Here is a 25,686-nt window from a genome sequence, read left to right on the forward strand (position 1 = left end):
AGGTAGGAGCAGGTCAACGGCCTGGTGGTGGGAAACGGGAGGTCAAAGTGAACGGTGACGGCAGGGGATGACAGGGCGACCAAAGGTGACCGAAATTGATCACCAGCAAACGACTGCTGAAGGGGTGAGCGATGACACGGAGACGTGCGGGAAATCGAGCGGTCGGCGGTCGGCGACAACATCGAGAAAAAGTGTGCGGGAGTGGTCTTATCATCGGGACCCATGGAGAAGACCACGAGCCGCAAGGAGGCGCGCCGGCGTCTCATGGAGCGGCAGCAGAGCGTCGCTGAGGCGCGAGAAGCGCGCGAGCGGGCCAACATTGGCGACTTGACGGAGTTCACGGTGCGCGTTGCGCAGGTGGATGAAGTGGACGCCTGGCTGGCCGATCGGATCGAAAAACTCAAGGGCGAAGCCGAACGCAAGCGCCAGGCCCACCGCACTGCAGCCGGAAAGGCGTTGCAGGCGATGCGGTTACGCGGGGAGACGTTGTCCAACATCAGCACGGCGACGGGATATGGCGTGAGCCGGCTGCGGGAATACCTCAAGTACGCCACCGAGGCCCAGGCCGCCGACGTCGCCGATACGCCGAGCGCTGATGCTCAGGTGGTGCCGCTGCCCAACCGCACATCGGTCGACACGGACGGGACGCCGGCAGGCGATGCCGTCGCGGGCGCCCAGTAGCGCGGAGCATCGAAGGTGTTGGGCAACGGTAGAATTCAGGCGGTGGCGCGCCCTCGGGGGCGTTCGCAACCGCTACCGTTGCGCGTCGACCCTATCGAGCATGCCGACGAAATCGCGCGGTTCCACAGTCGGATTGTCACCGGCCCACTCGACAGCGACTGCTGGGTATGGGCGGGTGCATTGAGCGACGACGGCTACGGCGTCTTTCGAATCAGACGCGATGGCGTGCGGCGCGTCGTGCGCAGCTCCCGGTACGCACTTGCGCTGTCGCTGAGCGGGAAGGTGTTGGAACCAACGGTTTTCGCGCTGCACACCTGTGACAACCCAGTGTGTACGCGAACTGTCCCACTGCTCGAGGTGGAGCGCGGCATCGCCGAGCATGTCGTCGGCGGCAGCCAGCGCGACAACATGGAGCGGATGGTACGCATGCGGCGCGGCGGCGGCAGACCGGCCATCGTGGCGCGCGGCGCAGGCGTGAGAGCCCGGGCCGAGCGCTCGCGCGCAATACGCGCGGCCGTCGCCGACGGCTGGGACGCTAGCCGGGTGACCGCGGCACTGCTCGGTACCGCGCAACCGACGCTGTGGTGAACAGGCACTGCACTATTGGCGCGCGGCAGCCTGATGTGCGGAACCGAATCGCACCGAACAACGAGTCCGGTGCGGAAGTATTGCGTAACAACGGATCACGTGGGCCGGTCGGAACCGTAATGCGTTTCCGCCAGCTGACCGAGCACCCAGGTGGTCAGCTCGTCGCCGGAACCCGCGGTGACATCGACGTAGCCGTGTAGCCAGCCATCGACGAGGTACTCGTGTCGTATCCACGTCGCGAAATCCTCAGGCGCCAGACGCTGCAGAGTCGCGGCGGCTCGGTCCAGGGCCGCGCGACCGACGCCATTGCGTTCGGCGTTCGCGTAATGCCCCTCGACGTCGCGGCCGGCAGTGCGGTCGGCCAGCAGATCATGCGCCAACTCGAAGGCGTAGGGGCGATTGTCGATCATGGCAGCACTTTCCTGGGGTCGGTGAGCAGCTGGTTGGCTTGGTCGCAGATGGTGGTGAGGTATCGCCACAGTGCGTCGCGTGGCTCGTCGTCGGGGGCAGGGAAGGTCAGGTGCGTCCAGCCGGTGGTCAGTCCGGGGAGGGCCGGGTTGCTGCGTGGGCGCACGATTAGGACATAGCCGGGGCCGGGCGGGTCGTCGGCCACGACGAGCTGAATCTCCACCCGGTGGTCGCCCACAATCGGACCGATCGCGGCGGCTTCCTCCACGAGTCCGCCGAACAGCGCGGCAGGTCCGGGCAGTGCGTCGCGGGAAGGGAGTTCATTCTCGATGGTGTCGGCGTGCAGGTCGATCCAGTCCTCGAACGCCGCGTCGTCGACACGGAAGGGGGCCAGATCGGTGCGCGCGGCCTGCCGGGGTGTGCTCACGATCCGGCTGCGACCGTCGGCTCGATGGTGGCGGTGGCGACGACGCGGCGTTGCGCCAGGCACACCAGGTCGTAGCTTTCGTGGTGCTCGGTGATCTGGTTGGCGACCGGGTCACAGTCGTGGGCGGTCACGAAGACCGCGAGCGCGGCGGCAGCCGTCTTGCGATCTACGTGGTCGCTGACGACTGGCCCGCTGTTCGGCGCCGGATCGATGGTCAACTGATGCATCGCAGGGCTCCCTTCGAGTGTGGTTACGCAATGTCAGCAAGGTCGAGCAGGCTCAGCTGCGGCTGCTGTCCGCGCGCTTCGGCGATGATGTCGGCCATCGACAAGTCGGCGCGGAAGGTGTGCCCGGCGGCGGCTTCAACGGCGGCGTACCGGTCGGCCAGCGCGGGATTGAGGCGGGCTGAGCACACGAGGTCCGCGCGGGAAGCGAGCACGCAGAACCGGCAGGACAGTCGGGACATGCCTGCGGCGTAGGCGGGGTGTGGCCGTGTGCCCGCCACCGCGATGCGGTCCCACACGTCGGCGACGGTGTAGCGGTGGATGGGGTACCAGTCATCGACGCGGCGGCGGCCGTTGGATGCCGACGGGTTGGCGGCGTACGCGGCGCGGCGGGCGCGGGCGGTGCTTTCCTCGCCACGCAGCCCCATGACGCCTGCGGCGCGCGCCTGCTCGACCACGACATCGAGTGATGCCTGACTGTCCTTGCCGGCGCTGGAGTTGACCAGGATGACGTCGTAGTCGGTCAGGTCGGGGGCTGGCCCGGCGGTGACGGTCGCCGGGGCGGTGTCGCTCGGCGTGGTGCCGAGTTCGTCTGCGGTGCAGCTCAATGGCAGGTGCGTGGTCATCGTGGTCACCGCCTGGCCAGGTTGCTGGAGCTGGTCTCGGCGGCGATCAGGGTCAGCACTCGCCGGCGGTCTGCTGCCGGGAGGTGCGTTGAGGCGCTGCGCAACTCGGTCGAGAGCGCGTTCACGTAGCGGTCCAGCGCCTGGATTTGACTGCGGTTGGACATGGCGTGCTTCCGCCATGACTCTCGGGGGATGAATCCCATGATCGGCCGCACCGGGGGCGTGGCCTCTGGGATGTATACGGCGCCATCGCTGGTGCGCATCACGCCGCCGTCTTGAGGCCGGTATGGAGCAACGTCGTGACGGATGCGCCGGCGGTCGAATACCCGAGCGAGCAGCTTTTCGAGGATGCCCGTGCGCGGTACCGGGTACCCGGGCGGCGGAGGGAAGGGGTAGGAGCGGATGTCGAATGACATGGGAGCGCCTGCGCTCATGCCGGGACCGCCGTTGCATCAGATGACAACGTTGCCTCTTCTGCCAGGGCCTTGATCCGGTCGGGGCGGAAGCCCGACCAGTGGTCCTGGCCGGCGACCACGACGGGAGCTTGCAGGTACCCCAGGCTGATCACGTGATCACGCGCCGCGTCATCCTGGGTGATGTCCACTTTGATGTAGGCGACGCCTGCCTTGTCGAGTGCCTTGTAGGTCGCGTTGCATTGCACGCAGGCGGGCTTGGTGTAGACCGTAACAGTGCTGTTCATGATGCCCTCCGAATTGATCTGGCAAACTGTTTAACGCACGTCTATCATATAGTATTTCTGCAGCTCATGCACCATTTAATGAATGATTCTTAGACTTTTTTTCAGCATGTCTTTACCATTTTTTTCTGTTGCAATTCGTTACCACTATGATGCGGTGCACTAGGCAGGTTCTGATGCGCTTTTCTTCTTCCATGCCATTTCGGTAGTTGCCCGATTGCCAACCGCAGCTTTCACCGAATAGGTGGGGCGCTACGCGACGTCGTCGAAGAGGGCGAGTTGCTGGCTGGGCCGGACTGCAAGAACACGGTTGCGCCAGTTCAAGGCGTAGTCAAGGCAATTCGCACACGAGCTGTGGGTGTGCCCGGGCAGCGGTGGTTCGCGTCTGGCTTGGTAGGACCAGGCGAGGCTGTCGGCGGTGAGAATCTTGCGGCCATATAGTTTCAATCCACCTGCTTTCACTCCGAATGCGTGCAGCGGCATATCGGGGTCGCGCCGCAGGACGGTGGAAATAACAGTGTCAATCTGCGAACTGGCCTGGCGGCGGCATATCGAACCAACTCCAACAATGGGGAACTGGGCCAAATCAATGCCGCGCGCCTCGTAAATGTCGATGCACCGCAAATAGTCCTCTGGCAACCATCCTTGAATTACCGGCATGTAGGGGTTGTCGTAGTCTTTTCCGTCCCACAATTCCTGGAGTTCAACGAAATTCTCGACGGTGCGGCGCTGGTGCTCGGCGACGGTGAGTCCGGTCTTGGCGAGCATGTCTGGTTCGCACATGAGGTCGCGGAGCAGCCCATGACAGTTTCCCGATTTCGTCGTCGTAGCGACGGACCGCGCGATGGTATTCGCGTGCGGTGGTGCGCCACTGGCCGTAGAGCGACAGTTCGGAGAACGCGCCCGAGTCCAGTGCCCATTCGGCTGCGGCACGGGGGAAGGTCTTGCGGCCGGCAAGACGGCGGTGGGAGAAAAATAGCGGCACGCCCGCCGTGGCCAGCCAGTGAGGTTGGTGCGAGGCGAGCTAGAACGTGTGCATTGGTCGGGGCTTTCGTCAGTAGCGGTCGATGCCGACGCGGACGCTGTGCGTGCCGTCGATGGCGAAGATGTGGTGCTCGTGGCAGCGGCGGGCGCGCAGTGCGAGCGGCGGCGTCAATGTCTTTGCGGCGCAACACCAGAATGTCGGTGACGACTTCGGTCCCATCGGGAGTTCCCAGTCTCTGGGGTCGCTGGGTTCAGGGCAGGATGTCGCCGGTGATCGCGAAGCGGGCGTGTACGTCCGGGACGAAGTGGGCGACCAGCTCGTCTGCGATGTCGACCAGTTCGCGGAGGTTCTCCTCGATTTCGGCGCGTTCGCCGGTGGACAACAGTTCTTTGGCGCGCAGGTCGTTGAGCCGGTCCCGGAGCGGAAACCAGTCGGCCAGCAGGCTTTTGACCGTTTCGGTGAGAACCGGTGCGGGCGGTTCCTGGCGAGCAGGCTCCCGGCGATGGCCGGCGTCGACGGCGGCGGCGCGATCGGCGGCGCGGCGTACGCGAGCGACGTGCTGTCGGGCTTGGGCATCGGCGATGCAGTCGGCGCGCACGAGGCAGTGGTAGCGCGCCCATCCGGCCTCGTCATCGATCTGCCAGCTGTCGGCGAACACGTCGTCCACTCCGCGGTAGCAGTTTCGGCAGACGATGCTCGGGGTGCCGTCGGCGATGGACCCTTTGCCTGAGGCGCCGCAGCAGGCCGTGAGGTAGTAGAGGTGGCCTTCGAAGTAGGCGAGCGTGATCGGGACGGTGGTCAGGATGGCCTGGCCGTGCTCGTCGGTGGTGAAGGGGAGGTGGGGAGCTTTGGCGGACACGGTGATTGGTCCTTTCGCGTGATTTGGGTTGTGTGTGGAGGGTTTGCGCCGGGGGTGGGGGAGGCTCGGTCACCCCACCCCCGGGAAGTTGTGTCAGGCGGCGACGGTCTCGCGGTGCAGGGCGGCGCGCAGGCGGAGGCCGATCCACTCGCCGACCTGGGGGGAGACGGCGTTGCCGTAGCCGTCGACCTGATTGCGGGCCGATCCCCAGACCACGAACGTGCCCTTGTAGTCGGCGAAGTCGACGTCGAAGCCGCATCCCCGGCCAATCTCATGAGGGGCCATCATGCGGAAGTAGCAGTCTTCGAGCGTCAGGTCGGCGAGCATGGCGTGCCATTCGGCGGTCATCACGGCGGTCGTGTCGGCGGAGGTGATGGTGCCCAGCGGGTCCGAAAGCGGGTGTGGTGCGGTCTCGGTACCGGTGCTGCCGTTCTGCTTGAACCAGCCGCTGAACAGGACGCCCTGGGTGACGGCCGACCCGACGACGGTGCCCATCGGCTTGTCGACGGGGTAGGCGCGGTACTTGGCTTCCTCGATGGAGCCGTTGCACTGGACGCGGCCTGCGGCGGTGAGAAGGCCGGGAATCTGGTCGGACGTCACGGTCGGCATCGCTTCGGCGTGCGTGGTGGGAATCGTGTTCTGGCGGAAGGGGACAACACCGGTCGACAGGAGTCCAAGGGTCTCCGAGCCGCCCTGGGTGGGCAGCGCCTCGTCGAGTCCTCGTGGCGCACCCTGGTAGTTGGTCACGCCGAGCAGGACGGCGCGCTCGTGCGTGCTGGTCACGGTGTCCATCGGCAGTGTGAGGTGCTTGCCGTCGCCGTTGTGCCGATGCGCGGCCAGGGTCTGCCCGGTGATCGCGACCGACGGCGTGAGCAGGCCGGTGGCATTTGTGGCTGTCTGCGACCACAGCGGCTGGCTCAGGTCGCGGCTGCGGCACGTCGATCCGGGACGTTCGTACGTGTTGCCGGCTGCGGCGACCAGGGCACCGGTCGACAGGATCGCGGTCTCCTGCTGGCTGGTCTGCGTGGCCATCGGCTGCCAGGGGTGGCGCTCAGAACCGTGCAGCGCTTTGGCCGGCATCAACACGGCGGGGAACTCGGCGAACCGCTGGCGGCACCGCTCGGCGCGGGCCATGGTCGCCGCGGCGAGGGGCTTCTTTCGGTCTCCGATGCGGGTTCCCAGGTCGGTCAGGTCCATCGCGGCCAGTGACGGCGTCATGCGCGGGACCACGGCTTTGCGGCAGGAGGGGCAGCGATACTCGTACTGCTTGCCGTAGCGCACCGACCCGGTGGGGGGCACTCCGGTCTTCCACGTCCACACGGCCTCGACGATCTTGTCGCAGAAGCTGCAAGCGGCGAGCGGGCGGTGTTCCAGGTCGGGTGTCGGAATCTTCTTGTCCCAGAAGGCGATGTACAGGCGATCACGCGACTGGGGAACTCCGAAGAACATGGAGTTCAGGTAGAGAACGCGGTGGTTGTAACCGAGCAAATCGAACTGCTTGAGCCACCAGCGGTAGGTGCTGCCGTCGCCGACCTTGCGCTTGCCTTGGATGGCCGGTCCCCAGGAGGTCAATTCGGTGGTGCACTCGACCAGGATCAGGCGCGGGTGATGGGTGGCGGCGTAGTGCAGGACGCAGTTTGCGGTGGCGCGGTCGCGCTCGGAGCGAGTGACGCTGTCCTCGAACTCGGGGTCTTCCAAGTCGAAAAGCGAAAGTCCTTGTTCGTAGGCCTTCTTGGTGTTGGCCTGGCTGTGGTTGACGCAGCTCACGCCGGCGGCGAGTAGATCGGCGGCGGGCAGGTCCCGCACCGAGTGGTAGGACGAGGATTCTTTGTCCACCAGGTCGGCGATCCAGTGTTCGGCCTCGGGGTGGTTGGCCTCGTGAACGGCGATCTTGTACTCGTTGTGGTTGGCCGCGCAGATGGTCGTGAAGCCTGCTTGTGCAATGCCTCTGGTCAATCCGCCGAAGCCGGAGAACAGGTCGACGGCCACCAGGTCGTCGTGCGCGAAGCGTCGCTTGCCGAGTGCTGGGCGGTATTCGGCGGTGGAAGTCATTGGCGTGTCCCCTCTTTCGTCCCGGTCACCCTCACCGGGGGTTGCCTATAGTCTACACCGTAGTGTTGACTATAGGCAACAGTTTAGGGGTGCTAAAAGCTTAATTCTGAGTACGGCTTCCGGGGCCGACCCGCTGCGGGGTCGGCCCCGAACTAATTGGGGCAGTTACACGTTCGCTTCGTTGCGTGGCCGGGCCGTGACACGGCGGGCTATCTCGATGATCCTCAGTGCCGCCTCGTGCTCGGCATCGTTGGTCGCCAAGTCGCTCTCGATGATCCGGTCCCAGTGGTCGCACGCTGCGGCGAGCTCGTCAAGCTCATCGGGCACCTGCTGCTCTCCTTGCGTTGTTTCCGGGTAGTCCACGAACTCGAGCTCGGCCTCCGCAAAGGTCCACCAGTGCACGCCTTTGACCGCGTACCGTCCGTCAGGCAAGACTGTCGCCTCCCAGACTTCGGTGTCGTCGGCGTCACGGTCGCGGAATCGAATGCGCCGCAACTGGTCTGCTGCGGCCTCCTCGAAGGTCGTCGTGTTCCGGTTCACATAACCGACAATCTCGTCGACGATGGCCCGTTCCTCGTCGGTGAGGGCGCGTTCGCGGGGGTCGGCGCCGGTTCCCATGTACCACGCGGTTTTCGCGTGCCACAGCTTGACGTAGGTGCCGTCGGTGCAGGCCTGCTCGGCTGCGCGTTTGGTGGTGAAGCGGTCGATGACTGCTCCGTCGGCGGCGCGGACGTGCCAGGTGCGGGCGTCGACCTTGTGCACGGTCCAGGTGGCCGGCGGGTTGGCGAAGTGCCAGCGGGCGCACTTTTCGAACGCGGCGAGGGACATGGTGATCAGTTCCTTTCGGTGGTGGGGCAGTGGCAGGTGGCGCCGCGGTGGCGGCGGCAGTCATCGAGTGCGGCAGCGGTCAGCGCGGCGATATCGGCGTGGTTGTCGGCGGTGTCGGCCCAGCCGTGCAGCTCGGCGTAGTCGGTTGCGGCGGTGTAGATTCCGACGGCCCAGCCGACGGTGCGCCCAGCTCGGCAGGCGCGGACACGGTGCAGGTAGGGCGACAGTGGGCCGCCCTGGTCGGAGACCTGGATGCGGTAGCCGCCCTCCAGCACAGCACCGGAGACGATGAGCTGGCAGCCGCCCCCGGAATCGGTGACGTGCCAGTCGGCGGCGAGCAGCTTTGACAGGGCCATCAGTGTCTGGCCGTATCCGCGTGCCCCGTGCGGGGAGTCGTAGTCGATGTCGGGGTCGATCGTGCACATGACGTCAGTGGGTGCTCTCGCGGATCGCGTATGGAGCCTGGGCGTAGGCCTGCTCGGCACTCGCGCGTTCGGCGGCGCTGAGGTCGTCTTCGTAGAACGGGGTGTTGAGGATCGCCGCGGCGGCATAGGCGGCGGCATCGAGCCGGCGTTCGAGTTCGGATGCGTCCAGTTGCCATTCCAGTTGCGGTCCAATGCCGTTCTGGAGGACGAGGTTGATGTCGGAGGGGTCGACGGGCTCGGTGAGTGCCATTGTTGGGGTCCTTCGGGTGCGATGGGGGAGAGGATGAGTCGGGCGTGGTTCAGGCGTGGTCGCGGCCCGGATCGGTGTGGTGGGAGACGTGGGCGCGGGCCGTGTCCAGGAAGGTCAGTAGTGCCTCGCGGGTGCCGATGAGGGCGAGGCCGTCGCCGTCGGAGTTGACGAGATTGGCTTGCCAGATGGGCGGGTACGGCGGCTGAGGTTTGGCCGCGTGGAGGTAGTCGCGGCGGTCGTGCTTGTCCGCTGGTCGCATCTCGGCGAGAGCTGTGTGGGCGTGTCCCCATTCGAGGTGGTTGCTCATGATGGTCCTTCGTGGTGTCGGGTGATGGTGATCGGGGTGCGGCGGTCGGAGGTGATGAGGCGTTGTGGGTCAGCCGAACCGAAGCAGATCGGTGACGCGTAAGTGGACGTAGAGCAAGCCGTTTGGGCCGAGGTCTGCCAATTCGGGGGAGTGGTCGATCTTTGCGCGGTGCTCGGGTGAGAGCTCCTGAAAGCTGGTGACGTGGTGGATTTTTCGGGCAGCGATCAGCTCCAGGATGTGGCGGTGAACCTGCCGGGCCAGAGTGTCCACGGTCAGCCAGAAGTCGAGACCGTATCCGGTGACGGCGGGCAGGACGTCGTGCTGCACGCGAGTGACGCGGACGAAGGTGTGATTTTCGGTAACGTACCTGACGCGCGCAAGTGGGCCGCTGTCCTCGGTGGCAGCGGTATCGAATGGGGCGACGGTGGCGACGTAGGTGGTTGTCGTCATGGCGTACTCCTTTGGTGTGTCGGGTATTTGGTGACTGTCAGAGCGTGAACAGGTCGAGTTGTTCGGCCTGTTCGTCGAGGCGCAGGGCGCGGCGCAGGATGTCTTTGGTAATGGCCCGGAGTCGGTCTGCTTCCAGGTAGTGCGCGTGGTCTTCGTCTTCAGTGGGGTGGTAGCGGGTGCACGGGCCGCTATGGGCGTTCGGCGCGATGTGGGCATGGGGGCAGTGGCACCAGCCGAGGGTGCGGTTACGTTCCGTGGTTTCCTCGTCTCTGGCGGCGATGAGTTCGTCGCGAATGGAGGTCGGCAGGCTTCGGGCGTAGGCGTTGATCTGCGCTTTGGTGACAACTACCCGCACGTCGCCGTGGCCGGGTGAGACGACTTTGCCGTTGCGTGTTTCGTAGGCGGTCATCCATTCCGGGCCGCCAGTGGGGGGCTTATGGTTGTACCCCCCGGCCATGGACTGCATCAGGTGGTCGGTGCCGGTGGAGTCGATCAGGCAGTCGCGGATCGTCCATCCACCGATGAAATAGAGCAGCCATCGCTGGTCAGTGGTGAGATCGCTCATTTGGCTGAGGCCTTCCCTTCCGGCGTGTTGCCTATAGTCTACATCGCGCTGTAGACTATAGGCAACAGCTGAAGTGGAATGAAAGATGCGAAATGGCCGCAGCAACAAACACTCTCAGGGACACGCCCGGTCACCATGATCGACTCGGCGGCCTTGATCAGAGCGAACCCGCACCAACGGTGGTGGCGTCCTTTGGGCTGGGCCTGGACTCCACCTCAATGCTCGTGCGCTGGATGACCGACCCGACGTCGAGGGACTTCGATTTGTCCGAATTGGCAGTGGTATCGGCGATGACCGGACACGAGAGCCAGGCCACCATCAGCGCGATGTCCCGGTTGATCATCCCGATGCTCGCAGCCCACTCGGTGCGGTTTGTTCAGGTGGCCCGCGCGCAGCGCCGAACCACACGCGCGGGAGCCGGCGTCGTCGTCCTCGACGACTCGCGCTCGCCGTCACGCCTGCATTCCGACGGCGTCTACACCCTGGGCGACGAAATGCTCGCTGCGGCAACACTTCCCCAGCTGGGCGGCAAACGACTGTGCTCGGTGCATGCCAAGGGCGACGCCCTCGATCCGGTGATCGCTCGAATCACCAAAGGCCACAGGTACCGTCACGCCGTGGGCTTCGAAGCCGATGAGCGGTCGCGCTCGGACAAGGACCGCCTACACGACACCGATCTGCGGGTCGGCTGGTACCCCTTGCAAGATTGGGGCTGGACCCGCCGCGACTGCGCTCAATACGTACTGGATGTACTCGGCGAAGAAATCCCGAAATCGTGTTGCGGCTTCTGCCCTTTCGCTATGAGCAGCGCAGCGGGCCGGGATCAGGTCATCAGCCGCTACCGGCGCGAACCGCACCTAGCGGCAGACGCACTGTTCCTGGAATACGTTGCACGCAGCATTAATCCGTCCCAAACCTTGATCGTCGGCAGCAGCGCTGCGGACCTGGTCGCCGATGCAGAACTCACCGAGGCGCTGGCACTCTTTCAGTCCCGGCTGGACTCCGCTGAGTGGTCCCTCTACGAGGTACGCCGGGTTGTCCGGCGTGCACGGAATGGCACAGGGATCACAGCGCGCGCGCTCGACGTCCTGGCCACCGGCACACGCACGGCCATGGCTGATCAACTCGCGGCCCAGCCTGGCGAGCGAGTGGTCGGGGCCGACGGCATCGTGCGCCACATCCTGCGGGACCGGTCCGATGGCGACGCCGATCATCTGTTCGTCGCGGCCCCCGCCGGGCCGCAATCCAAGAAGCGCGGCGGATTTGAGCAATGGTGGCAGGAGGCGACCGGTGAAGGACTGTTCTGAGTTCGCGATCGACACCCTGGACCGTAGACTATGTGCTACATCAGCACCCAGAAAGCAGGTCCGAATGTCCGACGATGACGACCCCGCCGTCCTGGAGCGCCTGGGCGCGAAGATCAAGGCCCGACGCGAAAAGCTGGGCCTCGCGCAAGGTGTTCTAGCTGAACGCGCCAACATCCACCGGACCTACGTCAACCAGGTCGAACACGGGCGTCGGAACATCACAGTCGGCCTCCTGGCACGCATTTCGGCCGCCCTGGGTACGACTCCGGCGGCCCTGACGAAGGGCATCCTGTCGGAAGCCACCGAGGAATCCGATCAGTAAGGCGCCTAAAGTGGCTCTGACCCCGACATCGGGGCAGAAACGAGGTGGCAACCGTGCTCCCGTTAGCCTGTGTCAGCTCAACCAGTAGAGCGGTAGTTGCTCCCAGTTTTTGGTGATCCAGTCCAGCTGCATCCGGTTGCTCTCAGCGGCGGATCGGTCTTCCCAGGTGTCGATGCGCTGCGAGAACCAGGCGACCCAGTCATTGGGTCTGCCTCCGGCGGCGAGACCAGCCAGATAGGACGCGCACGCGCGGTCGCGGTGCACGATGTGAAGGTTGGTCTGCTGTCTCAGAAGATTGAAGGTGGCAACGTCCGACCCGTACTCCTCCCGGCGGACCATATCCGCAAATTTGTCGGAGGGGCCTGGCGCTAAGTGCAGAAAGATCTTCGATCGAGTCTCCAGCGCGTGGTGCTGCTGTGCGGCCTTTTGGATGTAGTCCTGGACCAGCAGCGCCCGGGTGGTGGCGAACCATGATCCCAACGCCTCGTCCCAGCTCGCCGACGCGGCCGGCTCCCACGCGGCGACAGGCAGCTGCCGCACTTCTTCAAGGGCAAGGGCGGCCACGTCCGGGGGGCAACCGGTGGGACTGGTCAGTCGGTCCCGCCAGTCGAGCGCGAGAGTTCCGCCGCGGGCCGCCTCAAGTGCCTGTCCAAGTAGCTGACGGACCCACAAGTTGTGGAGGAACGTGGTGAGCCCGTTTATCACCTCTTGCGCCCTGTGCTCGTACTCGTTCATCGGTGTCCGATTCTTTGCGGGCTGGTCGGCGGTGTGACGGAATCGCGTTGCGGCAGTATCCACTCGGATACCGGCCGGCACCGAATGCGCAAACGGTCACCGACAACCATCTTCATCACGACCTCGACTCCGGCCACGTAGCGGGGTGCGGCAGCCAGCGGAACGCGAGATTGTGGAACCTGCCCTGGCGGTCCACCAACGGCCGTGCAAATGTCCGGACCGGCGGTTCGAGGTCCTGCTCGATGTGCGGCGCGACATCGGTCCAGCGGTAGGTGAATTGGTCAGCAACGTATCGCGCAGCGACTTTCACCGCTTCCTCGCGCGGCACCATCCATGCCAGACGGAACCAGGCGGTGCGATCGTTGAGCGGCTCTCCGTCCTGTGTGCACGGGTAGTGCTGAACCCACAGTGTGCCGCTGTCGATTTCAGGTTCAACCCATGTCCAAGCATGCGCGGCATAGTGGCGAACGTGCTCAGCTTCGCTCAACTGATTGTCGTTCGGATCGGGGTAGCTGACGCGGTCGACGATGGTGAGCCTTCCGGTCCGATCATCGATTTCGGCGCGGTGGACGACCTTCACCTCGCCGTTCGCGAAGCCGACGCGCGCTGGTTCGAACGCGGTGCTGGCGGGGGCTGTTTCTCGGCTATCGGTGATCATCTGTTCCTCGGCCTTCGGTGCGGTGCGGTGAATCGCGGCGTAGTGCGTTCTATTTTGGCGCAAGGGACTGACAGACCCGGGTGACGACGGCGGCGAGGGCGGTATCGCCGCGCCGGGTCAGGATGGTGTGAACGTCCTGGGGTGAACAGTCCAGCCTTGTGGCGATACTGCGTAGCGTGATCCTCTTCGTCCCGAGAACGAGCTCGAGCAGAGGCTCGCCGGTGGTGCCCGCGGGAATGCGGCGGGCAGTGAGCGTCTCTTTGGCGGTGTCGAAGATCAGCACCACGGTGTCGCCGATCTGCGCGCCGTGGGACTTGGCGAGTGCGCGAATAGTTCCGAGGCGTGGCCCGTTGGTGCTCCACAGCGGCCAAATCATCGCGACGTCTCCGGCAGTTGTGCCGAAGTTCCGCCGCACGCCGGGTTGCACTCCCGCGCCGGCTGCGGTGGCCGCCGGAATTTGGACCGCGGAGCCGCGCAACAGCTCGCTCGTGACAGGTAGGGCGAGTCGAATGGTATTGCCGTGCTGGAAGGTTCCGCGTGCGGTGTTCCAGTGAGGCTGGGCCGGCAAGGGGTCATCGTCACGACGGCGGCGTAGAGTGCCGTCTTCGGAGATGAAGGCCAGGGATGCCATGTATCCACGCACGGACGATTCGGCAACATCGGGCACTGCGGCCAGAATGTCAGCGACCAGGTCAGCGCTGCGTACGCGGCCCCCGGCCGCGTCGATGCGGCGGCCGATCTCGTCGACAACGCCCTGATACTGGACCGTTCCCCACGCCCGCAAGGCCCAGGTGGTTCTCGATGCCCGGACGAAGCGGTCGTCGGTGTACAGCGTTCCCATGAGCGTCTCCAGTGTCAGCGCCTGGCGGCCGATCATCGCGTGAATGTCCGCGCCAGTCATCGGCTTGCCCATCGCGTGCAAGACCGCTTCGGCCTGCTCACCTGACGTCGAACCCCACTGCACGCAGACACCATTGAGGCGGCGCAGGCTGAAGAAAGTGCCGAGAAACGTCGGGACGACGGCAGCGGGCATGCCCGCTTCGACGAGCTTCGCGGTGAGTGTCTTGTCCGTTTGAACGGGGGAAGTGTCGAATGCGCGCGCCACGACGTCGAGCACTCGACGCTGACCGTCGATGGCACGGTTCTCGTGCCAGTCGCCGCGAGGCGCGTACGGTCCGGCGAGATACAGGTACATCTGAGCCTCAGCGCCGTAAGGGTCTAAGCGAAACTCCCTGAGATGGTGGATAACGCGCTGGCTGGGTGTGTAGGGGCCAAGAACAGTCCGCAGAGCGCGGGCGTGGCGGGTCACGTCCTGGTGGGCCGGCTCGGCGAGCATTTCGGCGAACCGGCGTTTGGTGCGGGGCCGGTTGCGCTCGAACCATGCCGGGTCGACGCCAAGATCGGCCGCGACGTCTTCGCGAGGGTGCGGGTCGATCGGGAACACGAGGCGGGTAAGCAGGGTCCGGTCGATTGGACCTAGACGATCGAGGAGGACATGAGCGGCCGCGGGTGCGGTGAGCCGGCGTCGACCTCGGGCTGCGCGGTGTGCGGCGACGGTTTCGATCGCGGCGGCCAGGGTGGCGCGCAGGGTACGTTCGCCAGCTCCAGGAAGGGCCATCAGGTCTTCCATCAGTTCGTCGGCGATGTCAGCCCAGTATGTGTAGCGCGGGCGGTAGGCGGTCGCGGCCCGGCCTGGGAGCCGGGCGTATGGGATGGCTATCGCGCCGATTTCGTCTAAGCCGGGAACGTTGGCCCCAAAGGTGTTGTTGGGTCCAAGCCACTCGATGGGGATCGGCGGCACGGGTGCTTTGGTTCCTTTCGCTATAAGGAGATGCCGCCCGGGCGATTCCGGCGCCGGGGGTCGTGGGGGCCTAGGTGAGGGTGAGCAACCGTGGCTCGGCGCGTATCACCGGGAGCAGCCCGATATCGCACTTGTTGGCCGGGGTGGCGTTGTCGGACATGGGTATGGCTACCATCCGGCGTAGGAGACCAAAAGATCAGCAATTACCCGGCAGCGGGCTTCGTCCAGGTGCGCCGAGATACCGGCAAGGCCTGGGGCGTCGAGCTGGGCCAGCATTTTGCCGCCGGCATCGTCGTTGTAGAAGCTGTACATCGCGGCGAGGAACACCGCCTCGCCGGAGGAAAGGGTGCCAAGGGCGCTCATGACGGCGTCGTAGTCCGGCGCTAGGTCGTACTTGCTCGTGGCTGTCTCGACGTTCGACGTATGGCCGTCGCCGAAATAGAGAGCCCCGGCGATTTGTACGCCTTTGCGCCAAGCCTCGAAAAAGGCCTCTTCGTTGTAATACGCGGTGCTCACCGGGCGTCCTCACTGATTGTTGCGATGATGCGGTCAGCCAGCTCGGCAACGGTGCTGGGCGTGGGTGCATGGTGCGTGTTCGCGCCCACGATCCACGTTGCGGGCTCGTACCGGAGGAAGTAGACGTTGACGTCCACTCCTTGGCCGTGGTCGTCTTCGTCGATTTCGCATACCTGCTCGGTGTCCTCCTCGGTCCCGCTCTCGCGCGCGACCCATCCGCGTGAACGCAGTTCGCTAGCAAGGGATTCCGCCGTTACGCTCGGTAGGGAGTCGTCGGCGCCGGAGTGGTGTCCGCTCCTGAAAGCGGGAGGCACGCCTTCACCGTCAACACAGACCGCCAGGTTGGGATTGAATCGCGAGGGGAGACCTGGGTCGGCGGCTAGAAACTGGCCGATCGTGCCCTGCGCAGGTTCAGTCAACCCCGCTGGGATCATTCGCTTTGACCAACGTGCGTGGGCGGCTTGACCAGTCATTCCCGCTGCCGCACCGATTTTGGCCCAGGTCAGGTTCTGGCGTCGTGCGCTGGCGACAGCGCGGTCGAGCTGCTCCTCGCCGGCACGGACGGCCTCGGCTGCAACACGAATCGCCATCGCTGCGTCAAGCTCGCTGATGTGGTCGCGCCACCATACGTCGTGGGCCGCGGGATTCGCGTCACCGCTGATCACGTCGAGTACGTCCTCGTCGGCGGCGTAGATGCGAAATGCCTTGGGATCATGGCGCGTTGGCGAGGGTACCCGTGTCCAGAGTTGTCGGCTGAACCATCGGTGGTCGGGTGCTTCTGATCCTGACTGGTAGCAATTGCAGGTGACTCGCCAACCGATGACCTCGCCGGCGGGGCGTGTCTGGAACTCGGGCCGGCCGCCGTGGCGGCGGACGGCTTCTTCGCCCCAGGTTCCGTCGCCGTATTGGTCGACGGCCAAGTGTCCGGCCGGGATGCCGATGCCGAAGAGACCGAATGCCCGCTGGCCGTCATCGAATTCGGCCACGAGATAGCCCTCATGCCATTCGCCGCTTCTGCCGCCGGGTGCGTACTCCCATCCCACGATAGGAGTCTATCAACTGCTGTCAAGATATCTTGACGCTGATTTGATCGCCATCAACGGTGCTTGACGTAAGGTGCAGCGCCGCGGACTGCGATCGTTGAGCACCCACTCGGCGAACAGTGGTGCGGGAGTTCGAGGGGCGTCGTTGGCCGGCGGGCCGCGCGGGGGCAGTTGCGCGCGCGTGTAGGTTCTCACTTTTCGCTGCATATGCACGCGCGGCTGACCTGGGGGTATCCGAGTTGTCTCATGATCGCTGCACTACGTTTTGTCTCACGGAGCGCTTCATTTCCTAGGAGAGTGGGGGGATGCGAATTTCCACCCGGTAGGCACGCTTCATTGAGGTCGTACCGCTACGCGCGCAGCGACCTGGTCCCGGACTTGGCTGTAGACATCAACGTTGATAGTCGGCGCTACCCACAAGGAGACTGCCACGGCGAAGTCCACAGCGCGTCCACCAAGTCCGCCAGCTTGTTCATAGCACTTCACCCGAATGTTCATATCGCTTCCTTGCCCCGAAGCGAAAGTCTTTTCCAGCTCCCATCGTTGGTGCTGTACGGTTGCTGCGCCGCGAGTGGTTACGGCCGATGGATGGCCAGCTGGCGTACCAAGCGTTGGGATGGCACCGCTCGGTGTGACGAAAGATAAACTTGCACAACGGTACTGGCGGCTGCGCCAGTTGACTGGCGTAAGCCAGGCAAGGGTTGCATCGATCCGTTTTGCCTCGCGGACATTGAGTCCGTCAGGCAACGGAAACAACAGCTCCTGCTCTTCCGCTGCCCCAATTGAGCCGAGGTAGAGGATCACTGCCTCGTTGCTGGCACATCCGTCCGCATAGTCCCGTGATATGACTCCATTCCCGATGGCAATCTCCGGGGACAAGGGATCGTAGGCTAGATCAGGCGGCCACGCAGTGCCATGCACCAGCAATGCCTTTATCGCCGCCGCTCGCTGGCGGCGAGTTAAGGAGGTTCCCGTCGCGATTTCCTCGACGAGATCATGGAGGCGTGCAGCCTGTCGCGATACTAGTGCTGCGGCGAAACTGGTTCCAATTACATGAGTTTCATTGAGTCCCGGCGGAGTCGCCACCTTGAGCCCGGGGCCGAGGGGCGAGAGGCCACGCAGCGTGATCGCTTCTTGGGCTGTTGCACCGTCAACGTAGAACGCGCGACCACCATGGGCCAGTACGTCCGGCTTGATGCTGCGGCGATATCCACTTCCCGTCGCGGTCACGGGGCTAATGCTTGGACACCCGTCCGTCGGGTCGACGAGGTAACCTTGCGCGACTGCGGTCGAACCGTCGTCGTGAGTGGCTCCCACGGTGATTGCGTTGACAGATTCCGCCGGAGCGAGCAGTCTCCGCTCATTCTGTCGACGATCGATCGCATCCAGCAGTACCTGACGCCGGTCAGTTCCGGCCGCTCCCGTGAGATCGGTTGACACCAAAGGACTTAGTGTCAGCTTGCCATGATTTCCTGCGGAAATTACGACGAGAACACCGTATTCGTAGCTCAGCCAGTCGAGCATCCGCGCCCAGGAAGACAAGACGGTCTCGAAGGGCACCGCGGGGTCACCTACTGAGATGTTGACGATAGCGACGGTGGGTGCCGCGGCGGGCCCGCTCGGGCCGTCCTCGAACAACTCCCGGAATATCCGCCACATCAGATCTGGTACCAGCTCGTTGGATGGCAATTCCTCTGTCCGATCGGCTGTCTCGTCCGATGGAACCAGCACGGGGCGAACTAACACAGGCCGAGCCGCCGGAACCTGTTGCGAGCCGCGGTCACCCCACACAGCGATAGACGCTGTCCAAGTTCCGTGTCGGCGTTCGCCGACCGTCGCAAGCTGGGTGAGATCGTCTGGGTCATAGACAGCTACTCGATCACGTAGCAGGACGTGATTCGCCATGGGCACACCGTCAAGAAGGCAAAGAACGGGGTCGCCACCAGGCAGCGGATCGTCGATATCCTCGGAGATCTCGATGGAGGGTCCGACTATCGGCAGCGCCTGCCCCGTGATTCGCAGGTACATCACGTTGGCGGAACGAACTAAGCGGACACCATCAAAGTTGCCCGCTGCCAGTTCGCGCAAGAGCGCGGTCGGGACCTCGCACTTGAGCCCATGAAATCCAATCTGATCGATGACTGCGACTGTGGCGACTCGCCCACCCGCCTGCTCGACCAGAGTCGCGACCTCCCGCTGGCTCTTGTCGCGTGCAGTGGGGCCGCGGCGGTACCAAAGCTCGATCTCGATTGAGTGGAGGCGGTCGTCGATTCGGCCGTCGAAATATTCATCCCAATCTATCGTCTGCAACCGGTCTTGCGGACCCCACGGCCGAACATCCTTGAGGTGGGCGAACAAGTCTCGTAGTGGTGAGTACCCTCGCGGCAGCTCTCGACTGTCCCTCCATGTACGCCACAATGACAAGAGGTTGTCGAACGCCGACTGATTCATGCAGACCGCGTGAAGACACGATGCGATGAACGGATTGCGGGGCTTGTCGCTCGTGAGCCGAACTTCGTCGGTCGGCAGTACAGCATTTTCGGCTTCAATCAACACTTCGATGCCGAGCTTCTCGGCAACGTTTGTCAGGTCGATCTGTTCGTCAAGCGCCTCGAAAACGAGGACCAGCTGCGGATCAGCGGCCTGGATAGAATCCGAGATACGCACCTGGTCGCCGATTGCAGCCATCGCAGCGCCAAATTGTGCATCGATGCGCCGCGCGCGGGCATCCGGATCGGTGAATTGGGCTCGTCCCCCGCCTCCACGACGTGGCGGTATCGCGCGGGGTGGGGCAATGCGCCCCAAGATCACCGGTCGGGTCGAGGCGCGCTCTTCAGGCGGCATTACCCGTCTTCACCGCCGGCTCGCGCGGACCATTGTTTAAGAACCTGCTGGGTAACCGCCGTGTCGTCCGGCTCAGGACCCGACAGGATCGAACGTCGCTGAACGTCGAGTGCGAACTCTTCCAACTCAGCGAAGCTGACCCGACCAAGCCGGTCCGCGATGGTTCGCGGCGTCAGACCCAAGCGGATTCCGGACTTGGCAGACCAAGCTTGTAGCCATTCAACCTTCCCCGCCCGAGTTGGGTGCGGAAGGTTAAGCCTCAGTTGCATCCGGCGCCAAACCGCTCGGTCCAACAACTCGGCGTGATTGGTTGCCGCTATCACCACCACATGGCTAGGTAGACGATCAACCTGCAACAGCAAAGAGCTCACTACGCGCTTGATCTCGCCCGTTTCGTGTGTGTCTCCGCGTTCCTTGGCGACCACGTCGAATTCATCGAAGAATAAGACGCAGGGACGAACACGCACTGCGTCGAAGAGTGCTTCCATCCGCGACGCAGTTTCGCCGAGAAAGCTCCCGATCAGACCCTCGTAGCGAACGCTGAGCAGCGGCACTGCGAGTTCGGTGGCGACCGCTTCCGCCAAGGACGTCTTGCCACCACCGGGAGGGCCCACGAGCAAGACGCGGTGCCGAGGTTCAACCCCATGGCTGCGTAACAGATCGCGTCGATAGTGTTCCTCGGTTAGCTGCCCGACGGCGTGGCGTACCTCGGATGGTAGGACCAAATCCGATACACGGCGCTCCGGCTCTTGCTCGAAGAACAAGCCTCTAGTCGCCTCGTTGCGGCTCAGCGCCGTCACACTCGATGAAGACTGGGGCCGCTTTCGGCGCAGCGCCTCGGTGAGCTGCGAAGCGAGAACATTGTGCCGCTTGTTTTCCTCTTCGGCGATCAATGCCTCCGCAGCACGCCTGAACGCGAGGTCGTCACCACCCGCACCCGATTGGACGAGTGCTAGAAGCAGGTCTGCACGTGCCATGGCCCTTGTTCTCCTCAACCTGCGCGGCAGTCACCGTGCGAGACATCTTACCGAGAGCTCGCGCGCATGCCGGCAAACTTGGCCGACCAGCGCCCAGGCAAACCTACTGGACTCAGCGGGGTTGCTGGCCGCGCTCACCCGTTCGCCCCCGCCTCACGTTCGGCCCAGCGCTTATCGTTTTCAGCCGAGCCCTCGTAAACAGAGCGGAACACCGCATCAGACAGCCCAAGCAAGCCGGGTCTGATGCACAACCACGCCACAGTTTGTCCTGCCCCCATCGGTTAGAAACCAGACTGACAGGTTCGGGGGCGAAGATCAGCAGGTGTCCACCAGCCGACGCCCTGTCAGGGTTCCTGCTGCACCGCATTCGTCGCTCCGTAGCTGAGAGTGAAAAGCCGATCCCTGAATAGGTCCGGTTCATCAAGCATCGAGCGAGGATCGTCGGCCAGTTTGAAGTCGCGGTGGATGGAGCGCATTCCTTGCAGCACCGCATCGGCCTCGGCTGCTTCGAGGGGAAGCTGGGCCTGCAACGACTCCAGCAACGACACCGCATCGGTCTTGCGGATCCTCCCCGGATGGTCCTTAATGAAGTTCTTCCGAAGCCGGTTGATGACGGTCGAGATCCTTGCCTGTGCATGGTCGCGCATGGCCTCGCGTTGCCTCATCTCGATGTGCGCGAGTACCGGTTGAAAGTTCTTGTACAACTCCTGTTGCCGCTCGGGGTCGGCGTCCTTGGCCAGCGCAAGATCCATCACACTTCGAGCGAAGGGCACCTTCTCGAGCTCAAGCGGCCGACCCAGTTCGCCCGTGGTGCAGGCAGCGATCGTGGCGTCTTTCAGCAACTTGAAGAGCCGCTGTCCACGTCTCGGTTTCACGTCGACCCATGCGGACCTGAAAGCCCCTGCCTGGTCGGCGGGCAGCACCGCGTCCGCGATCCGCTTAACGGCTTCGTTGGCGAACGCGACGGGAACGAGGTCCTCAAGTTCGACAATTCCGGGGCGCCGCTCGCCGTCTACTGTGTCAGCAACGGTGAACACCAGCGACGTTGGCAATAGTCCCTTCATCGCCTTCACGTCCTCGATCGCCGCCCGGCCCTCATCGTCGTCGTCAACCATGACGAGCACTGCCGGCTTATCCTCGTCACGTCCACGAGCCAGGTGAACCATGTAGGCGATGTTGCGAGCACCTCCACACGGGACAAGGGTCAGAGTGTTCAGATCGAGCGCGTTTCCGCTAGGCGCGACCCTCCTCGCCACAGCGCTAGCCCCGGCGAGGAGAATGGGATCGGCCTGGCCTTCCAACATCAGGTTGCACGAGCTGATGAACGTCGTCTCAGCGACGAAGGCGCCCAGAGCGGATCGCAGCGGCTCGTAGTGGTTGCGCCCCGCGTTCTTGACGACGCGTGTTCCCTCCTCATTCTCGCCCTTCTCCAGAACGCGAATTCGTTCGGCGTGATTCTTGTCGATCAGGAACGGGGAGTGGGTGACGTAGACGACCTGGACCGGGACCGCCGTGTCGGTGTCCGGGTGAGCGAATGCTTCGAAGATCCGCAACAGGTCCTGTTGCCCCGAGTTCGATAGGAAGGCGTCGGGCTCGTCCATCAGCAGGATCTCGCCCTTATTTCGGTCGTGCGACATGTACTGGACGAAGTAGCTTAAGAAGTACTGGAGACCCTGACTCCTCTCCGCAAACGTGTAGTCGGTGCCCGTTCGGTCGCGGATCGTGAACACCAGGTCGAAATCACGCAGCCGCAGTTGCAGGGAGAAGTCGCTGTCCTGGGTCCACCATCGTCGAAAGTTGAGACTATCGGCCAGTTTACGGTTGAATTTCTTCACGAGGGCCTCGGCGTAACCCTCTGAGATCGAGATCGCGGCTCCGAGCTCCTGGAACTCGTCCTCGGTAACTTCGGCGACGTCGAGGAGCAGCCGCCGGGCAAGATTCCACTGCTCGAGCAGCCGATCGCTGGGCGGGTCGTCGGCCCCGTCGTACACCGCCCTGACCTCGCCTGAGGGTGGAGTATCCAGCGACTCGGGGTTGCGGCGTAGGAAGGACATCCGGCCCAGCCAGCCCTCGCGGGTCCGCCCAGTCCGCGATGTGTCGCCGGCCAGGTAGGCGATCTCGACACTGTCCGGAAGCGGCACTCGTGCGTCGATTCGAAACGAACGTGGCAGCGTGAGGCCAGAGAGCGTCTCGTCGACCTCGACAGACTCTTCACCGACGTACACGACCGTTCTGTCATGGAATCGGAAGAAATGGAAGGAGTCGATCGTCTCCACATTCCACTTCGCCAACGCAAGGACAGCGGTGTGCTCGTCCTCGGTGAGATCGGTGAACTCGCCACCGAATTCGGGCAGAGTCGGTGCCGCTTCCTCAGCGAATTCCGTTGAATACCTACAAAAGTCGCGCCTGACGTATCCCTCTCCGGTCAGCAGCGCCTCGATCGCGTACAGCAGCTGGCTCTTGCCCGCCTCGTTCGCGCCGACCACCGTGGTGACGTCTGGCTCCAGCGGGATGCGCACGAAGGGAAAGAACAGATCGTTATCACCCACCAGATCCCACAGGTTCGGCGTCGAGGTAGTGTCCTCCCTGCTCTTGCGCAAGTAGTCGAAATTGAACGAGCGGTAGAACCGCACGTACATAGTCGAGAGTTTCACTCGCTCCCCCAAATTTTGTAGTCCTGCTCGACTCCCCGATGGTATTCCGAGGGACCGACACGACCGCCGCCGTTTGAGACAACTCGATCCTCAGCGACCACGACGCCGGCCAGCGCCGACTCTGATTACTTACTGCAACGAGATGTGCTCGGTCTCTGACGTGACGACCTGGTAGAACCACTTCGCGATGTCGGACATCAGGTGGGTGCGGCCCGGCGCGTTGGTGAAGAAGTAATCGCTCATCTTTTCGTGAGCACCTTGGTTGTCAGCGACTGCACCGGTAACCGCATCGTCGAAGTCGGGCGACTCGACGAACTGGTTAGCGGAGTTGACCTTTGCCTGCTGGACGAGCGCATGGTCGTCGAGCAGTGTTCGCAGTAACGCTTCGAGGAACGACACCTTTTGGGATTGGGTGAAATCCTCCGACCCGAAGAGGTCGTTGAGACGATCGAGAACCTGTTGGAATGCCAACATTTTCGGGTCCCGCTTCTCACCCGAGCCAGCAGCAGTAACCCCGGACAACCCGACACGCACACCGAGGCCGATGTCGATTCGGCCTCGGTCAATCTGCTTGACCTGCTTGAGCACTACGTCGGACAGGTCGATGGGCGCAGTGTAGTTCTCCGACTGGATGAACCGGTCGAGGAGTCGAAGGTAGATCTGCTTCTTCTCCAACTCAGGATCGCCGTAGTCGATGATCTGCGACATGAAATCATAGAGGCGGACGAACGACCCGACGTCCTTGCGGAACATGTCCAGCTCGGCGAGCGCTGCCTTGTCTCCCTCGCCGCCGTTGTGGATCAGAGCCGCGGTGTACCGGTCAGCGAAGCGCTTTTGGCCCGGGCCGACGGCCCCCGCAAGAGCGCTGTTGCCCTTGTTCTTCACGAAAGCTTCAGCGCACTGGTCGATCTCGGCTTGGGTGTAGATCGCGGCGGTGTCGAGCTTTGCGGCGAGGTCATGCACCAAGTTCGGATCGGTCGCAGTTTCCAAGAAAGCATCGGTGAAGTACGGCTCGAACGCCTCTTTGATTGCAGCGGGTTCGTTGACGAAGTCCACGACCTGGGTCATGGCCGCCGTCTTCACGATGCCCGATGGGGTGCGGTAGGTGCGGTTGAGCCGAGACAGCGTCTGCACGGCCGTCACCCCGGACAAGATCCGGTCTACGTACATCGCGCAGAGCAGCGGCTGATCGAACCCGGTCTGGAACTTATTGGCGACGATCATGATTCTGTAGTCGTCACCGCGGAACGCGGTGCGCAGATCGTGCACGCCGGGGTTCATGGTCGCTTCGGTGAAGTCATTCGGCCCGGATTCGGGATCCTGCACCGCACCTGAGAACGCGACCAGGGTGCCGTAGCCGTAGCCCTTCTTGGCGATGTAGTCGTCAATCGCGAGCTTGTAGCGGACGGCGGCCTTGCGGGAGTCGGTGACGACCATGGCCTTGGCGTGCCCGTCGAGTAGTGCGGCGACGTTCTCGCGGAAGTGCTCGACGGATATCGCGGCCTTCTGTGAGATCGTCTGTGGGTTGAGCTTGACCCAACGCATAACTGCTTTGGTGGCCTCGTTCTGGTCCACCTCATCGCCGCCACCCGCGTTCTGCCCAATCTGGAAGGCAAGCTTGAACGAGTGGTAGCCGGTCAGTACGTCGAGGATGTAACCCTCTTCGATGGCCTGTTTCATCGTGTAGACGTGGAACGGCACCGGGTTCTCGCCCGGTGCCGGCTCGCGGCCAAACAGTTCGAGCGTCTTGGCTTTTGGGGTGGCGGTGAACGCAAAGTATGAGATGTTCTCCGATGCAGCTCGCTCAGTGGCTTCGGCGGCCAAGACGGCCTCGACGTCGATCTCTTTGCCTTCCTCGACCTCCTTGAGTTCCTCGGCAGTCAACACCGCTTTCAGCTTTCCGGCGACCTGCCCAGACTGTGACGAGTGCGCTTCGTCGGCGACGACTGCGAACTTCTTCCCCTTGAGCCCCTTGTTTTCTCGAATCGCCTGCATCGCGAACGGAAAGGTCTGGATGGTGACGACGATGATCAGTTTCCCGTCGGTGAGCGCCTTTGCCAGCAACCCTGACTTCGAGGCGCCGGCCTTCGCTGCCTCGTCGCGGTCGATCGCCACGACGATGCCCTGGTCGTTGTCGATCTGCTTGATTGCGTCTTGCAGTTGAGCGTCGAGGACGTTGCGGTCAGTGACCACGATGACGGAGTCGAAAACCTTCTGATTGTCGACCTGCAACCGGGCCATCCGGTGCGCTGTCCATGCGATCGAGTCGGTTTTGCCGGAACCTGCGGAGTGCTGGATCAGATAGCGCTTGCCAACGCCCTCAGTGGTGACCGCCGCGGTGAGTTCGGTGACCGCTTCCCACTGATGGAAGCGGGGAAACGGGTCTGCTGCACGAATAGGTGACATCTGAGTTGGCTTGCCCAGCATGGGCGGGCTGGAAGGATGTCCCCATGGCAA

General features: G+C 63.7%; 30 protein-coding genes. 4 read left to right on the forward strand and 26 right to left on the reverse strand.

The window, feature by feature from the left end; all coding sequences use genetic code 11:
• The first annotated feature begins 222 nt into the window (after positions 1 to 222).
• Positions 223 to 681 carry a hypothetical protein gene (locus ACJH6H_RS16550; protein ID WP_406775358.1) on the forward strand — a complete coding sequence of 153 codons (459 nt, stop codon included), beginning with the start codon at positions 223 to 225 and terminating at the stop codon, positions 679 to 681.
• A 327-nt stretch (positions 682 to 1,008) separates the two neighbouring features.
• Positions 1,009 to 1,269, forward strand: coding sequence for a hypothetical protein (locus ACJH6H_RS16555; protein ID WP_406775359.1), 261 nt, complete (start codon positions 1,009 to 1,011; stop codon positions 1,267 to 1,269).
• 95 nt (positions 1,270 to 1,364) lie between these two features.
• Here ACJH6H_RS16555 and ACJH6H_RS16560 read toward each other — a convergent pair whose 3' ends face one another.
• The 17 genes from ACJH6H_RS16560 to ACJH6H_RS16640 form a co-directional block, all read right to left on the reverse strand.
• Positions 1,365 to 1,679, reverse strand: a complete 315-nt coding sequence (locus ACJH6H_RS16560; protein WP_406775360.1) for a hypothetical protein — start codon at positions 1,677 to 1,679, stop codon at positions 1,365 to 1,367.
• Positions 1,676 to 2,104, reverse strand: a complete 429-nt coding sequence (locus tag ACJH6H_RS16565; RefSeq protein WP_406775361.1) for a hypothetical protein — start codon at positions 2,102 to 2,104, stop codon at positions 1,676 to 1,678. The genes ACJH6H_RS16560 and ACJH6H_RS16565 overlap by 4 nt, the downstream gene beginning before the upstream one ends.
• The gene (locus ACJH6H_RS16570) at positions 2,101 to 2,331 is read right to left on the reverse strand and encodes a hypothetical protein (RefSeq protein WP_406775362.1); all 231 of its coding nucleotides are present in this window, start codon (positions 2,329 to 2,331) and stop codon (positions 2,101 to 2,103) included. The genes ACJH6H_RS16565 and ACJH6H_RS16570 overlap by 4 nt, the downstream gene beginning before the upstream one ends.
• Before the next feature lie 23 nt (positions 2,332 to 2,354).
• Positions 2,355 to 2,954: a hypothetical protein gene (locus tag ACJH6H_RS16575; RefSeq protein ID WP_406775363.1), complete on the reverse strand. Its 600-nt coding sequence runs from the start codon at positions 2,952 to 2,954 to the stop codon at positions 2,355 to 2,357.
• A gap of 5 nt (positions 2,955 to 2,959) precedes the next feature.
• On the reverse strand, positions 2,960 to 3,370 hold the full coding sequence (locus tag ACJH6H_RS16580; protein WP_406775364.1) for a hypothetical protein: 411 nt from the start codon (positions 3,368 to 3,370) through the stop codon (positions 2,960 to 2,962).
• Between the two features lie 14 nt (positions 3,371 to 3,384).
• Positions 3,385 to 3,654 carry a glutaredoxin-like protein NrdH gene (gene nrdH, locus ACJH6H_RS16585; RefSeq protein WP_406775365.1) on the reverse strand — a complete coding sequence of 90 codons (270 nt, stop codon included), beginning with the start codon at positions 3,652 to 3,654 and terminating at the stop codon, positions 3,385 to 3,387.
• Between the two features lie 249 nt (positions 3,655 to 3,903).
• Complete coding sequence (locus ACJH6H_RS16590) at positions 3,904 to 4,419, reverse strand: hypothetical protein (protein ID WP_406775366.1); 516 nt, start codon at positions 4,417 to 4,419, stop codon at positions 3,904 to 3,906.
• A 286-nt stretch (positions 4,420 to 4,705) separates the two neighbouring features.
• Positions 4,706 to 4,855: a hypothetical protein gene (locus ACJH6H_RS16595; protein WP_406775367.1), complete on the reverse strand. Its 150-nt coding sequence runs from the start codon at positions 4,853 to 4,855 to the stop codon at positions 4,706 to 4,708.
• 31 nt (positions 4,856 to 4,886) lie between these two features.
• Positions 4,887 to 5,495, reverse strand: coding sequence for a hypothetical protein (locus tag ACJH6H_RS16600; RefSeq protein ID WP_406775368.1), 609 nt, complete (start codon positions 5,493 to 5,495; stop codon positions 4,887 to 4,889).
• Between the two features lie 93 nt (positions 5,496 to 5,588).
• A complete protein-coding gene (locus ACJH6H_RS16605) occupies positions 5,589 to 7,547 on the reverse strand; it encodes a DNA cytosine methyltransferase (RefSeq protein WP_406775369.1) in 1,959 nt (652 codons plus the stop codon).
• Positions 7,548 to 7,712: 165 nt separating this feature from the next.
• The gene (locus ACJH6H_RS16610; RefSeq protein ID WP_406775370.1) at positions 7,713 to 8,375 is read right to left on the reverse strand and encodes a hypothetical protein; all 663 of its coding nucleotides are present in this window, start codon (positions 8,373 to 8,375) and stop codon (positions 7,713 to 7,715) included.
• Between the two features lie 5 nt (positions 8,376 to 8,380).
• Positions 8,381 to 8,800 (reverse strand): hypothetical protein, encoded by a 420-nt coding sequence (locus tag ACJH6H_RS16615; protein ID WP_406775371.1) that lies wholly within the window; start codon positions 8,798 to 8,800, stop codon positions 8,381 to 8,383.
• A gap of 4 nt (positions 8,801 to 8,804) precedes the next feature.
• Positions 8,805 to 9,050 carry a hypothetical protein gene (locus ACJH6H_RS16620; protein WP_406775372.1) on the reverse strand — a complete coding sequence of 82 codons (246 nt, stop codon included), beginning with the start codon at positions 9,048 to 9,050 and terminating at the stop codon, positions 8,805 to 8,807.
• 49 nt (positions 9,051 to 9,099) lie between these two features.
• Positions 9,100 to 9,357, reverse strand: a complete 258-nt coding sequence (locus tag ACJH6H_RS16625; protein ID WP_406775373.1) for a hypothetical protein — start codon at positions 9,355 to 9,357, stop codon at positions 9,100 to 9,102.
• Between the two features lie 69 nt (positions 9,358 to 9,426).
• The gene (locus ACJH6H_RS16630) at positions 9,427 to 9,807 is read right to left on the reverse strand and encodes a hypothetical protein (protein WP_406775374.1); all 381 of its coding nucleotides are present in this window, start codon (positions 9,805 to 9,807) and stop codon (positions 9,427 to 9,429) included.
• Between the two features lie 37 nt (positions 9,808 to 9,844).
• A complete protein-coding gene (locus tag ACJH6H_RS16635) occupies positions 9,845 to 10,372 on the reverse strand; it encodes a hypothetical protein (protein WP_406775375.1) in 528 nt (175 codons plus the stop codon).
• 157 nt (positions 10,373 to 10,529) lie between these two features.
• Positions 10,530 to 10,715 carry a hypothetical protein gene (locus ACJH6H_RS16640; RefSeq protein WP_406775376.1) on the reverse strand — a complete coding sequence of 62 codons (186 nt, stop codon included), beginning with the start codon at positions 10,713 to 10,715 and terminating at the stop codon, positions 10,530 to 10,532.
• Here ACJH6H_RS16640 and ACJH6H_RS16645 point away from each other — a divergent pair.
• Both ACJH6H_RS16645 and ACJH6H_RS16650 read left to right on the forward strand, forming a co-directional pair.
• Complete coding sequence (locus ACJH6H_RS16645; RefSeq protein ID WP_406775377.1) at positions 10,699 to 11,679, forward strand: hypothetical protein; 981 nt, start codon at positions 10,699 to 10,701, stop codon at positions 11,677 to 11,679. The two genes, ACJH6H_RS16640 and ACJH6H_RS16645, sit on opposite strands and share 17 nt — an antisense overlap.
• Before the next feature lie 64 nt (positions 11,680 to 11,743).
• Entirely contained in the window at positions 11,744 to 12,001 is a 258-nt protein-coding gene (locus tag ACJH6H_RS16650; RefSeq protein ID WP_406775378.1) for a helix-turn-helix domain-containing protein, read from the forward strand.
• A 72-nt stretch (positions 12,002 to 12,073) separates the two neighbouring features.
• On the opposite strand, the gene ACJH6H_RS16655 is transcribed toward ACJH6H_RS16650, so the two are convergent.
• The 9 genes from ACJH6H_RS16655 to ACJH6H_RS16695 form a co-directional block, all read right to left on the reverse strand.
• On the reverse strand, positions 12,074 to 12,736 hold the full coding sequence (locus ACJH6H_RS16655) for a hypothetical protein (RefSeq protein WP_406775379.1): 663 nt from the start codon (positions 12,734 to 12,736) through the stop codon (positions 12,074 to 12,076).
• Positions 12,737 to 12,851: 115 nt separating this feature from the next.
• Positions 12,852 to 13,394, reverse strand: a complete 543-nt coding sequence (locus ACJH6H_RS16660; protein WP_406775380.1) for a hypothetical protein — start codon at positions 13,392 to 13,394, stop codon at positions 12,852 to 12,854.
• 49 nt (positions 13,395 to 13,443) lie between these two features.
• Positions 13,444 to 15,195: a hypothetical protein gene (locus ACJH6H_RS16665; RefSeq protein ID WP_406775381.1), complete on the reverse strand. Its 1,752-nt coding sequence runs from the start codon at positions 15,193 to 15,195 to the stop codon at positions 13,444 to 13,446.
• Positions 15,196 to 15,363: 168 nt separating this feature from the next.
• Positions 15,364 to 15,711 carry a hypothetical protein gene (locus tag ACJH6H_RS16670; RefSeq protein ID WP_406775382.1) on the reverse strand — a complete coding sequence of 116 codons (348 nt, stop codon included), beginning with the start codon at positions 15,709 to 15,711 and terminating at the stop codon, positions 15,364 to 15,366.
• Complete coding sequence (locus tag ACJH6H_RS16675; RefSeq protein WP_406775383.1) at positions 15,708 to 16,754, reverse strand: hypothetical protein; 1,047 nt, start codon at positions 16,752 to 16,754, stop codon at positions 15,708 to 15,710. Before ACJH6H_RS16675 ends, ACJH6H_RS16670 begins: the two co-directional genes overlap by 4 nt.
• Positions 16,755 to 17,087: 333 nt before the next feature.
• Positions 17,088 to 19,442, reverse strand: a complete 2,355-nt coding sequence (locus tag ACJH6H_RS16680) for a S8 family peptidase (protein ID WP_244602363.1) — start codon at positions 19,440 to 19,442, stop codon at positions 17,088 to 17,090.
• A 155-nt stretch (positions 19,443 to 19,597) separates the two neighbouring features.
• Positions 19,598 to 20,575: an AAA family ATPase gene (locus ACJH6H_RS16685; RefSeq protein ID WP_135357431.1), complete on the reverse strand. Its 978-nt coding sequence runs from the start codon at positions 20,573 to 20,575 to the stop codon at positions 19,598 to 19,600.
• Positions 20,576 to 20,919: 344 nt separating this feature from the next.
• A complete protein-coding gene (locus ACJH6H_RS16690) occupies positions 20,920 to 23,208 on the reverse strand; it encodes an AAA family ATPase (RefSeq protein WP_167838078.1) in 2,289 nt (762 codons plus the stop codon).
• A 150-nt stretch (positions 23,209 to 23,358) separates the two neighbouring features.
• Positions 23,359 to 25,686: DEAD/DEAH box helicase family protein (locus ACJH6H_RS16695; protein ID WP_406775384.1), on the reverse strand; the 2,328-nt coding region annotated here is incomplete at its 5' end.

Source organism: Mycobacterium sp. SMC-21, assembly GCF_045310825.1.
In the GTDB taxonomy this organism is placed as follows: domain Bacteria; phylum Actinomycetota; class Actinomycetes; order Mycobacteriales; family Mycobacteriaceae; genus Mycobacterium.

Excerpts from the sequence above, each read along its gene's own strand:
- ACJH6H_RS16595 (WP_406775367.1), bottom strand. The coding sequence starts at position 4,855 with ATGGGACCGAAGTCGTCACCGACATTCTGGTGTTGCGCCGCAAAGACA.
- ACJH6H_RS16630 (WP_406775374.1), bottom strand. The coding sequence starts at position 9,807 with ATGACGACAACCACCTACGTCGCCACCGTCGCCCCATTCGATACCGCT.
- ACJH6H_RS16605 (WP_406775369.1), bottom strand. The coding sequence starts at position 7,547 with ATGACTTCCACCGCCGAATACCGCCCAGCACTCGGCAAGCGACGCTTC.
- nrdH (WP_406775365.1), bottom strand. The coding sequence starts at position 3,654 with ATGAACAGCACTGTTACGGTCTACACCAAGCCCGCCTGCGTGCAATGC.
- ACJH6H_RS16680 (WP_244602363.1), bottom strand. The coding sequence starts at position 19,442 with ATGGCTGCAATCGGCGACCAGGTGCGTATCTCGGATTCTATCCAGGCC.
- ACJH6H_RS16685 (WP_135357431.1), bottom strand. The coding sequence starts at position 20,575 with ATGGCACGTGCAGACCTGCTTCTAGCACTCGTCCAATCGGGTGCGGGT.
- ACJH6H_RS16615 (WP_406775371.1), bottom strand. The coding sequence starts at position 8,800 with ATGTGCACGATCGACCCCGACATCGACTACGACTCCCCGCACGGGGCA.
- ACJH6H_RS16590 (WP_406775366.1), bottom strand. The coding sequence starts at position 4,419 with ATGCTCGCCAAGACCGGACTCACCGTCGCCGAGCACCAGCGCCGCACC.
- ACJH6H_RS16570 (WP_406775362.1), bottom strand. The coding sequence starts at position 2,331 with ATGCATCAGTTGACCATCGATCCGGCGCCGAACAGCGGGCCAGTCGTC.
- ACJH6H_RS16655 (WP_406775379.1), bottom strand. The coding sequence starts at position 12,736 with ATGAACGAGTACGAGCACAGGGCGCAAGAGGTGATAAACGGGCTCACC.
- ACJH6H_RS16645 (WP_406775377.1), top strand. The coding sequence starts at position 10,699 with ATGTCCCGGTTGATCATCCCGATGCTCGCAGCCCACTCGGTGCGGTTT.
- ACJH6H_RS16640 (WP_406775376.1), bottom strand. The coding sequence starts at position 10,715 with ATGATCAACCGGGACATCGCGCTGATGGTGGCCTGGCTCTCGTGTCCG.
- ACJH6H_RS16660 (WP_406775380.1), bottom strand. The coding sequence starts at position 13,394 with ATGATCACCGATAGCCGAGAAACAGCCCCCGCCAGCACCGCGTTCGAA.
- ACJH6H_RS16620 (WP_406775372.1), bottom strand. The coding sequence starts at position 9,050 with ATGGCACTCACCGAGCCCGTCGACCCCTCCGACATCAACCTCGTCCTC.
- ACJH6H_RS16575 (WP_406775363.1), bottom strand. The coding sequence starts at position 2,954 with ATGACCACGCACCTGCCATTGAGCTGCACCGCAGACGAACTCGGCACC.
- ACJH6H_RS16580 (WP_406775364.1), bottom strand. The coding sequence starts at position 3,370 with ATGTCATTCGACATCCGCTCCTACCCCTTCCCTCCGCCGCCCGGGTAC.
- ACJH6H_RS16625 (WP_406775373.1), bottom strand. The coding sequence starts at position 9,357 with ATGAGCAACCACCTCGAATGGGGACACGCCCACACAGCTCTCGCCGAG.
- ACJH6H_RS16550 (WP_406775358.1), top strand. The coding sequence starts at position 223 with ATGGAGAAGACCACGAGCCGCAAGGAGGCGCGCCGGCGTCTCATGGAG.
- ACJH6H_RS16610 (WP_406775370.1), bottom strand. The coding sequence starts at position 8,375 with ATGTCCCTCGCCGCGTTCGAAAAGTGCGCCCGCTGGCACTTCGCCAAC.
- ACJH6H_RS16650 (WP_406775378.1), top strand. The coding sequence starts at position 11,744 with ATGTCCGACGATGACGACCCCGCCGTCCTGGAGCGCCTGGGCGCGAAG.
- ACJH6H_RS16635 (WP_406775375.1), bottom strand. The coding sequence starts at position 10,372 with ATGAGCGATCTCACCACTGACCAGCGATGGCTGCTCTATTTCATCGGT.
- ACJH6H_RS16560 (WP_406775360.1), bottom strand. The coding sequence starts at position 1,679 with ATGATCGACAATCGCCCCTACGCCTTCGAGTTGGCGCATGATCTGCTG.